The following is a 9,500-nucleotide window of genomic DNA, read 5'->3' as shown; positions in this document are numbered from 1 at the left end:
TTACTCATCACGAACGAAGGGTGACCGGTGGCGTTGCCCAGGTTCATGAGCCTGCCCTCGGACAGCACGATGATCGTGTGCCCATCCGGGAAGACCCACTCGTCGACCTGGGGCTTGATGGTGACCTTGCGAATGCCGACGATGCGGGCGAGGCCGTCCATGTCGATCTCGTTGTCGAAGTGACCGACGTTGCCCAGGATCGCCTGGTGCTTCATCCGCGCCATGTGTTCGGCGGTGACGATGCTCTTGTTGCCCGTGGTGGTGATGACGATATCCGCCTTGTCGACGACGTCGTCGAGCCGGGCGACCTGATAGCCCTCCAGCAGTGCCTGCAGTGCGCAGATCGGGTCGATCTCCGTGATGATGACGCGCGCACCCTGGCCGGCGAGCGCCTCGGCCGAGCCCTTACCGACGTCGCCGTAGCCGCAGACGACCGCGACCTTGCCGCCGATCAGCACATCGGTAGCCCGGTTGAGGCCGTCGATCAGCGAGTGCCTGATGCCGTACTTGTTGTCGAACTTGCTCTTCGTCACCGAGTCGTTGACATTGATTGCCGGGAACAGCAACTCCCCCCGCGCGGCGAGCTGGTAGAGCCGGTGGACCCCGGTCGTGGTCTCCTCGGTGACGCCACGGATGCCGGCTGCGATGCCTGTCCACATCCCAGGCGCGGTGGCCAGCGAGCGGCGCAGTGTCTCGAGGATTATGCGGTACTCGTCGGACACTGTCAGATCATCGTCGCCGACCGTGGGGACCGCGCCCGCCTTCTCGAACTCGACTCCCTTGTGGACCAGCAGGGTCGCGTCCCCGCCGTCGTCGAGAATCATGTTGGGGCCGACCGGTTCGCCGTCGTCGGCGGTGAAGGTGAACAGTTGCTCGGTGCACCACCAGTACTCTTCGAGGGTTTCGCCCTTCCATGCGAAGACCGGCACACCCGTCGGCTCCTGGGGCGTCCCGTCCGGTCCGACGACGGCTGCGGCGGCGGCATGGTCCTGGGTGGAGAAGATGTTGCAGGAGACCCAGCGTACCTGCGCGCCGAGGGCGACCAGGGTCTCGATCAGCACGGCGGTCTGCACGGTCATGTGCAGCGAACCGGCGATGCGGGCGCCGTGCAGTGGGCGAGCCTCGGCATATTCACGGCGCAGCGCCATCAGGCCGGGCATCTCGTGCTCGGCGAGCCGGATCTCCTTGCGCCCGAACTCGGCGAGTCCGAGGTCGGCGACGGCAAAGGAAATGCCGTTGCGGCTGCGATAGATTTCCGGTGTCGTCATGGTGGTCATGCAGGTTCCCTCTCAGGCCATGGTGGACGTGCTGTCGGTGGTGCTCTTGCTGTCGGTGGTGGACGTGCTGTCGGTGGTGGTCAGGCCGGCGGCGTCGCGCAGCGCGGCCGCCCGGTCGGTGCGCTCCCACGGTAGGTCGACGTCGGTGCGGCCGAAGTGCTCGGCCACCAGCTTTTCGATGAGCCTGCGGGCCACCCGCTCGGTACCGAAGGTCTCGACGAGCACGGGAACCGGGCGTACCACCCCGATCGCGTCCGCAACCTGTACCTCCGCACGTGCCGCGAGCCCGGCGGCCACGACGTTCTTCGCCACGTAGCGTGCCGCATACGCCGCGGGACCGGTCCACCTTAGACGGATCCTTACCCGAGAATGCACGACCGCCGTGCCGGGCGAACCCGCCGAGGGAAGCCGAAACTCGACCACCACCGGGTGCGCGGCCAGCCAGGGTACACCGCGCACTGGCCGGACGCTCTCACTCCTTCGAGGTAGTCGCCAGCTCTGCCTCGAGCAGGTCCATCGCCTTGACGAAGCTGGCCCGCTCCAGTTCAGCGACGATCCCGCTCGCGGTGGCCAGCGTGAGACCGAGCCGCCCGGCGAGGCACCCGACGGTCAGCGGATCCTCCTGCAGGAGCAGGAGCATCCCCTCCGGCACCGTGCACTCGTGCTGTCACCGCGACCGTGCTTGACGCTTCATGTATCCCGCCGTAATCTCTTCGTACATACGAAGTGTTCGGGTTTCCAAAGTAAATAGAGCCAACCTTGTGCGGTTGCGGTACCTGCCCGCATGAAGATCACAATTTCAGGAGGACGAACAGTGGCTACAGCAAAACGACCCACCCCCGCACCGGCCGGCGGCCAGCCGGTCGCCGCCTTCGTGGCCGGCGGTTCGGCAGCCGGCACCTGGACGCTGGACCCGGCCGTAAGCCGGGTGGAGTTCCACTCCGCCAGCATGTGGGGGATGGCGAAAATACACGGTCAGTTCACCGCCGTGAGCGCCACGGGCTCGATCAGCCCCAGCGGCACAGTCACCGGAGAGATCACCATCCAAGCGGCATCCCTCGACACAAAAAACAAAAAACGTGACATCCATCTCCGCTCGAAGGACTTCTTCGACGTCGCGCAGTACTCCACGATCACCTACTCGGTGGACCGCATCTCGCCGCTCGACGGGAAGCGGGTCGAGGTCCTGGGTGTGCTCACGGTCCGCGGGCAGCGTCACCCCCTGCCGTTCACCGCAACGGTTACCGACGCGACCGCCGACGCCGTGACCATCGAGGCGGAGCTGGAGGTCGACCGGTCCCACTTCGGGATGGGATGGAGTCCGATGAAGATGGCCTCGATGAGCAACCGGATCGTGGTGAACGCCCACTTCCGTAAGGCCGACCACTAGGGCCTGCCTGATGGATCTTGGTCGATGCATGCGGTGATCCAGGCGGCCTCCCGCAAGACGACGACAACCCACAGGTGGTCGCCTGGGCGCCGAACGGTGGTGACCATCCTCAACCGTTGTGGCGTGGGCGCAGACCGTCGAGGAGAAGGCGCACGATCTCTTCGCGCATGGACACCGGTAGCACCGGGTCGAGGGAGAACGACGCGCGTAGTACCGCGATACCGATGAGAGCGTCGGCGACTGTCGAGGCGTTGACGTCGCAGCGGATCTCTCCGCGCGTGGCGGCGTCGCGCAGAGCATCCTCGATCGCAGCCAGGCACCGGTCGATCGAGTCCCGTTTGAACGCCTGGTAGAGCTCGGGGAACTGTTCGATCTCCATGACACAGCGTTGCAGGATGCTGCGCCGGGGTTCGACGAAGACCGCGGCGAGCCCAGCCAGGAGGGTCTCCAGATCCTCGACGATCGTTCCGGTGCGCGGCGGGGTCAGACCTGCCGCCAGCGTGGACATCCCGGCCAGGATGAGGTCCTCCCGCGCCGGCCAGCGAGCGTAGATGCTTCGCTTGGCTGCCTTGGCCCGCGCTGCCACCGCCGTGACGGAGAACTCGGCAATCCCCCGGTCGGCCAGCTCCTGGACGGCCGCAGCCAACACTCGCGCGTCCACCGAGCCGTCGCGGGGGCGGCCCCGCGGTCGAGACCCGAGTGCCGCCATCACCCCAGCATATAGGTCACGCCTGCAGTTGCATAATTCGCTGGCACGGATTAACGTCACTGTCACGGTCGCATAAATATCGAGGGAGCGGACCATGGAGGAAACACCGATGACCATTCACGATTTCACCGTCACGACCGGCGATGGTGCACCACGTTCGCTCAGCGACTACGCCGGTCGCGCAGTTCTGATCGTCAACGTCGCCAGTAAGTGCGGCCTGACCCCCCAGTACGAGGGGCTGGAAGCGCTGTACCGCGACACCCGCGACCGCGGCCTGGAGATCATCGGTTTTCCCTGCAACCAGTTCGGCGGTCAGGAACCTGGCACCGACGCCGAGATCCAGGAATTCTGCTCGACCCAGTTCAACGTCACCTTTCCGATCTTCCGCAAGATCGAGGTCAACGGCCCGGGCGCCGACCCCCTCTTCGTCTACCTGCGAACCCAGGCACCCGGTGACTTCGGCCCCTCGGCCGGGCGCATCTACGACCACATCAAGGCCACCCGACCGGAGACAATCGGCACCGACGAAATCAAGTGGAACTTCACAAAGTTCCTCGCCGACCGCGACGGAACAGTGATCCGCCGCTACGAGCCCACCATCACCCCCCAGGAGATCCAGGACGATCTGGAAAAAGTTCTGGCCTGACGGTTCCAGGCCTGCCGGCTGATCCCTGGGGTGGGGCCTGGACCTGTACCTCGCATCGGCACTCATAGGTGCTCATAGGTCATCCGACCCCATAGGTAGGAACGGTCGCTACAGCAGCCTTTTCGACCTACGCCAGACCGGTACGCGGTGTCACAGCCGTGGATCCACCGGCTCGGATTCGCAGGCCAGGATCGCGAACACCAGCTCGTGCACCCGGTGGAACGGGCCGTTGCCCGCCACCGTCGCCAGCGCCGCGAGCCCGAGGGTGTGCTCGCGCAGGGCAAGGCTGCGTTTGCGGCCCAGCCTGCGCTCGCGCAGCGAGGCGAGCTGAGCCGGCTCGGTGTAGGACGGTCCGTAGATGATGCGGAGGTACTCCCGTCCCCGGCATTTGATTCCCGGCTGGACCAGGCCCTTGCCGTGATGGGCGGCGAGACCGTCGTGGGGCTTGACGACCATGCCCTCCGCGCCGGCCGCGGTGAGCTCCAGCCACCATTGCGTTGCCCGCGCCGTCGCGTCTTCGCAGGCCAGGTCGAGAACGAGGCGGCGGGTTGGGGTGAAGGTGACGGGATCAACGGCGACCAGCCGGTCGGCGATCGACAGCTGCCATTCGTGATCACGATCGGTGAAGGCGGCTCCTTGCGCCGCGAGCACCGCGAACGGTGCCAGCGTTACGGGCGCCTGGGAAACATAGGGCCGGTAGGCGGCGGTGTACGCGTGCAGCGCCGTCAGGTCCGAACTCACCCGCTGGCGCAATGCGGTCACGTCCAGGCCACGGGCGGCTGCCTGCTCCAGGACGGACACGGCCGCGGGCAGGGCTGCCCTGCCCGCGGCACCCACGCCCGCGTACGCCCGGATGAGGCTTTCGGCCTTGGCCGACCACGGCAGCAACTCGCAGTCCAGCAGCAGCCAGTCGCTGTCGAACTCGTCCCACAGCCCGGCCTCGGTGATCGCCGTACGAACCGTGCCCAGCAGCTCCTCGGTGCGTCCCGGGTCAAAAAAGGACCGACCGGTGCGGGTGTACACCACCCCGGTGGCCCCGTCGTCGACGAACCGCTTCGCCGCGGCGGCCTGGTCGCGGCACACCAGGACCACGGCGCGGGAACCCATGTGCTTCTCCTCGCACACGACCTTCGCTGTTCCGATCCGCCGCAGATCGTCGATCGCCTCAACCGGATGCTCAAGCCAACCGTCCACGGTGGATGTCGATGACGGCGCCATCGTCGGCGGCAACCACAGCAGCCAACGCGGATCCACCGCGAATCGGCTCATCACCTCCAGCGCGGCGGCAGCGTGTTCGGCCGGAATCGTGATGGTGCCGTGGTCGGTGGTCACATGTCGGCGGCCGGTCACGTCAGCCAGATTCACGGCGTTCCCGCCGTTCCCGGCGTGCACAGCATTGACAGCGTGCACGGCATTCACAGCGCCCGTGGCATTCACAGCACCGGGCGTCATCGGCCCGGATGGCGTCAGCGGGCGTGCCGGCTGGTAGTACTGGCGTAGCGCCGGAATCGAGACGAGCTCACGCTCGGGGTAGCGCAGGGCGGTCAACCGGCCGCCGAACACGGCCCCGGTATCCAGGCAGATGGTGTTGTTCACCCATTCCAGGGTCACCGTCGGGGTGTGCCCGTAGACGACCATTGCCTTGCCGCGGTAGTCGTTCGCCCAGGGATAGCGTACCGGCAACCCGTACTCGTCAGTCTCGCCGGTGGTGTCGCCGTACATCGCAAACGAACGCACCCGGCCGGAGGCGCGACCGTGATATTCCGCCTTCAACCCGGCGTGCGCGACGACGAGATTACCGCCGTCGAGCACATAATGGGAGATCAACCCGTCGAGAAAACGCGCAAGCCCGTCAATCGGGTCCTGCTCCAGCTGGGCGATGGTCTCGGCCAGGCCGTGGCTGACAGTCACCTTGCGGCCCGCCAGGTACTTGAGCAGCTTCGCCTCGTGATTACCGGCGACGCACAGCGCCACACCTCTGCTGATCATGTCTATGACCAGCCGCAGCACCCCGGGTGAGTCCGGGCCCCGGTCGACCAGGTCGCCCACGAACAACGCCGTGCGCCCGTCTGGATGCACCGGGCTCGGGCCATCCGAGGTAAAAACCCAGCCCAGCCTGATCAGGAGCGCTTCGAGCTCATCCCGGCAGCCGTGCACGTCACCGATGACGTCGAACGGGCCGGTCAGCTCGCTGCGGTCGTTGTACAGCTTCTCGTAGCGGATTTCCACGTCCTCGGTGTCGTCGAGAATGTGGATTTTCCGGAAGCCCTCCCGCCGCAACTGACCCAAGGATCTTCTCAGGTCCCGATGCTGGCGCTTGAGCACATCCCGGCCGAAATCCCGGTCCGGACGGGCCCGGGTGCGTTCCCAGCACACCGATTCCGGGATGTCGAGGACAATCGCCACCGGCAGCACATCGTGTTCCCGGGCGACCGTGATTAACCCGGCCCGGGCATGCGCCTGCACATTGGTGGCGTCCACGACGCTGAGACGTCCGGCACGTAGCCGCTTGGCGGCGACATAGTGCAGCACGTCGAACGCGTCGCCGGATGCGGACTGGTCGTTTTCGTCGTCGGCGACCATCGCCCTGAACGTGTCACTGGACAGTATCTGCGAGGCGGCGAAATGGCGCCGGGCGAACGTCGACTTACCCGACCCGGAGATGCCGACCAGCACGACCAGCGCCAGCTCGGGAATGTCGATAACGGTCACTTCGCCACGTCCTTGGTGAACAGGGCCAGCTGGGTCGGCGTTCCCAGCTCCGGGTCGTCGTCGCCCACGCCGCGCAGGGATACCGTGTAGCCGAATCGAGCGGCGACCGAGGACGCCCACGCGGCGAACTGAGCCCGGGTCCACTCGAAACGATGATCGCTGTGCCGGTGGGTGTCCGCAGCCAGCGTCTCATAGCGGACGTTGTACTCCACGTTCGGCGTCGTCACGATCACAGTCGCCGGGTTGGCGTGCCCGAACACCACCTGGCACAACGCGGGCAGGCGTGGCTCGTCCACGTGCTCGATGACCTCCATGAGTACCGCCGCGTCAAAGCCCCGCAGCCGCTCGTCCACATAGGTCAGTGCGGACTGGATCAGTCTGATCCGCTGCCGCGCCCGATCGGGCAACCCGTCCAGCCGCAGCCGGCGCTCCGCCAACGCCAACGCCCGAATCGACACGTCCGCACCGACGATCTCGGTGTAACGCGGGTCTTTCACCAGGTCGCCGAGCAGGGCGCCTGCGCCGCAGCCCAGATCCAGCACCCGTGCCGCGCCCGTCTGCGCGAGCACCGTCAGCACCGCTTCGCGGCGCTGGGCGTTCAGCGGCACGCGCTGGACCTCCGCCGGCAGCTCCGCATCCTCGTCGGTGGTGTCAGCCTCGCCCTCCGCGGCGCCCTCCGCGGCGCGCTCCGCCACAGAGTCCGCAACGGAGTCGGACAGCAGCTCGGACAGGCGGGACTCGGCCTGACCGGCCAGGACGCGGCTGTGCGCCAGAAACCGACTGGTGATCAGCCCGCGCTCGGGATGTCCGGCCAACCAGCCGTCACCCTTGGCCAGGAGCGTGTCGATCTCATCAGGGGCCACCCAGTAATGCTTGGCGTCATCAAGCACCGGCAGCAGCACATAGAGATGGTTCAACGCATCCGCCAGGCGCAGCGTCCCGGACAGCGTCAGATCGACGTACCGGCTCTCACCCCACTGCGGGAACGCCGGATCCAACGGCACCGGCGTGCCGATCACATCCCAACCCAACGGCGTGAACAACGCCGCAGCCAGCGCCACGCCACCCTCGCAGCGCAGCGCCGGCACACCGACCTCCAGCGGGATCGCCGTCGCGGCCAGCTCCGGGCGATCCTTGGACTCACCCCGCGCGGCAGTGCGGAACACCCGGTTCAGCGCCGCTGACAACAGACTGCTCGCCGCGTACGGACGATCATTGACATACCGGTTCAGCTGCCCGGCTCCGCGGCCGCGTTCCAGCCGTTGGGAATCGACCTCCAGGACCAACGCCGCCGTACACCGCTGCGGCGACGCCACCGGGAACACGACCGTCGCCGTCCCGTACGGCAGATCGAACCGGTGCACGCGATCTGGATGCTTCACCAGGAGAAAGCCGAGATCGGTTGCCGGCTGGTGGGTGGTCGTCAACGTCAGCAGCACCCCTGTGATCCTGCCAGCTGATCAGGAGCCGGCGGCCACCAGGATGCCGTCGGTGGCGAAGCCCGCCATGAGGCCGAACAGGAGGCCGTAGGCGAGCAGGTCGGGACGGCGGTTCTTCGCCGCCACGGTGATCAGTTGGATGACGACGTAGAGGATCGACCCGGCCGCCAGGGTCAGAAAGGCCACGCTGACCGGCTTGCTGGTGAAGCTGTGCCCGACAGCGGTGCCGATGAAGGTCGGGGCACCACCGATGAAGCCCATGGCCAACAGAAACCCCCACCCGGGCCGGATGGGGGTGCCGTCGCTGTCGGTGTCACTGGCCAGCGGCGCGACGATCCCGAAACCTTCGGTGGCGTTGTGCAGGCCGAAGCCGATGACCAGCAGCGTCGCCAGCGCGACCTCCCCGGCGGCGGCGGACTGGCCGATGGCCAGACCCTCGGCGAAGTTGTGCAGACCGATCCCGACCGCGATCAACAGTGCCAACCGTCGCGCGGGCGACCAGGCTGCCAGGTCGATCCGCCGGTGGGCGGGCAGCTCCCCCGCGGCCATCGTGCCCGGGCCGATACCGCTTCCCTGGCCTGCAACGCCTCCCTGGCCGGCAACGCGGCCGTGAGCTGCGGCGCTCCCCTGACCGACGGCGCGGCCCATCCACCGCTCATAGGCCACGAGCGACAGCAGACCGACCGTGATCCCGGCGGTGAACAGCAGGCCGTAACCGATGGCCCGGCCAAGGCCGTGATGCTCGGCGTGTACCTCGGTCAGCGCCTCGTCGATGGGTTCCCACGCCGCGGACAGCACGTCCCAGACCAGGAACAGCAACACGCCGATGGCGCCGGCGTTCAGCAGCGCGCGCAGGGTGGGCGCGGGCCGTCGCAGCCGCCCCACCGGCAGGCCGAGCAAAATCGTCACTCCGGCGATCGCGCCGAGCAGCAGCGTGCGGGCCAGGCTCACGAGGTCCTCCTCCAACGAAAAATCGATTAGGTGAGGCTGCCCTAAGTTTGGCGCGGAAGCAAGTTTTTCCCGGTAAAAGCCCCAGAGCGCCCGGCAATAGGCGCGGTACCGGGACGTCGACTTCTACCTGTACCTGTACCTGGCCGCCGCGTTCGTCACTGTCCGTTGCCTGATCCAGAAGGCCCGGATCGCCTACCGCTGGGAGGGTCGGCCCACCACCCGGCGTCTCACGTGACGCCTATTGCCGGGCGCTCTTAACGATGTGTATCTGATGCTCCTGCCACAACACCAGATTCACATCGTTCCCACAGAGCGTGCGACAAGAGGGAAGTGGATCAAGGAGTGGATCAAGAAGTGGGGCCGAGATGCGTGCGGG

The 9,500-nt window shown here is 66.9% G+C and carries 8 protein-coding genes and 2 pseudogenes; 3 read left to right on the top strand and 7 right to left on the bottom strand.

Going from position 1 to position 9,500, the window contains the following annotated elements:
• The 3 genes and pseudogenes from ahcY to U9977_RS08340 form a co-directional block, all read right to left on the bottom strand.
• The coding region (ahcY, locus tag U9977_RS08350) for an adenosylhomocysteinase (protein ID WP_322748617.1) at positions 1–1,277 on the bottom strand (1,277 nt) is incomplete at its 3' end.
• Between the two features lie 12 nt (positions 1,278–1,289).
• Positions 1,290–1,728 (bottom strand): annotated as a pseudogene (locus U9977_RS08345) (methionine adenosyltransferase domain-containing protein); the annotation flags it as partial.
• Positions 1,729–1,749: 21 nt separating this feature from the next.
• Entirely contained in the window at positions 1,750–1,917 is a 168-nt protein-coding gene (locus tag U9977_RS08340) for a hypothetical protein (RefSeq protein ID WP_322748616.1), read from the bottom strand.
• Between the two features lie 174 nt (positions 1,918–2,091).
• On the opposite strand from U9977_RS08340, the gene U9977_RS08335 reads away from it, so the two are divergent.
• Positions 2,092–2,667 (top strand): YceI family protein, encoded by a 576-nt coding sequence (locus U9977_RS08335; RefSeq protein ID WP_322748615.1) that lies wholly within the window; start codon positions 2,092–2,094, stop codon positions 2,665–2,667.
• Between the two features lie 109 nt (positions 2,668–2,776).
• On the opposite strand, the gene U9977_RS08330 is transcribed toward U9977_RS08335, so the two are convergent.
• On the bottom strand, positions 2,777–3,376 hold the full coding sequence (locus tag U9977_RS08330) for a TetR-like C-terminal domain-containing protein (RefSeq protein WP_322748614.1): 600 nt from the start codon (positions 3,374–3,376) through the stop codon (positions 2,777–2,779).
• A 109-nt stretch (positions 3,377–3,485) separates the two neighbouring features.
• On the opposite strand from U9977_RS08330, the gene U9977_RS08325 reads away from it, so the two are divergent.
• Positions 3,486–4,022 (top strand): glutathione peroxidase, encoded by a 537-nt coding sequence (locus U9977_RS08325; protein ID WP_322748613.1) that lies wholly within the window; start codon positions 3,486–3,488, stop codon positions 4,020–4,022.
• Positions 4,023–4,172: 150 nt separating this feature from the next.
• Here the strand turns inward: U9977_RS08325 and U9977_RS08320 are convergent, their stop codons facing one another.
• The 3 genes from U9977_RS08320 to U9977_RS08310 are packed head-to-tail and all read right to left on the bottom strand — an operon-like array spanning position 4,173 to position 9,124.
• Complete coding sequence (locus U9977_RS08320) at positions 4,173–6,734, bottom strand: polynucleotide kinase-phosphatase (protein WP_322748612.1); 2,562 nt, start codon at positions 6,732–6,734, stop codon at positions 4,173–4,175.
• Positions 6,731–8,173 (bottom strand): 3' terminal RNA ribose 2'-O-methyltransferase Hen1, encoded by a 1,443-nt coding sequence (locus U9977_RS08315; RefSeq protein WP_322748611.1) that lies wholly within the window; start codon positions 8,171–8,173, stop codon positions 6,731–6,733. The genes U9977_RS08320 and U9977_RS08315 overlap by 4 nt, the downstream gene beginning before the upstream one ends.
• A gap of 21 nt (positions 8,174–8,194) precedes the next feature.
• Positions 8,195–9,124, bottom strand: a complete 930-nt coding sequence (locus U9977_RS08310) for a zinc permease (RefSeq protein WP_322748610.1) — start codon at positions 9,122–9,124, stop codon at positions 8,195–8,197.
• A 115-nt stretch (positions 9,125–9,239) separates the two neighbouring features.
• On the opposite strand from U9977_RS08310, the pseudogene U9977_RS08305 reads away from it, so the two are divergent.
• A pseudogene (locus U9977_RS08305) lies at positions 9,240–9,359 on the top strand (IS5/IS1182 family transposase); the annotation flags it as partial.
• Between the last annotated feature and the right edge of the window lie 141 nt (positions 9,360–9,500).

This window comes from Protofrankia sp. Cas8 (genome assembly GCF_963555845.1).
GTDB lineage: Bacteria > Actinomycetota > Actinomycetes > Frankiales > Frankiaceae > Protofrankia.
The sequence above is the reverse complement of the archived record's forward strand: the minus strand, read 5'-3'. Positions and strand labels throughout refer to the sequence as shown.

Bases quoted from the DNA above. Each gene is read 5' to 3' on its own strand.
- U9977_RS08340 (WP_322748616.1), bottom strand. From the start codon at position 1,917: ATGCTCCTGCTCCTGCAGGAGGATCCGCTGACCGTCGGGTGCCTCGCC.
- U9977_RS08330 (WP_322748614.1), bottom strand. From the start codon at position 3,376: ATGGCGGCACTCGGGTCTCGACCGCGGGGCCGCCCCCGCGACGGCTCG.
- U9977_RS08325 (WP_322748613.1), top strand. From the start codon at position 3,486: ATGACCATTCACGATTTCACCGTCACGACCGGCGATGGTGCACCACGT.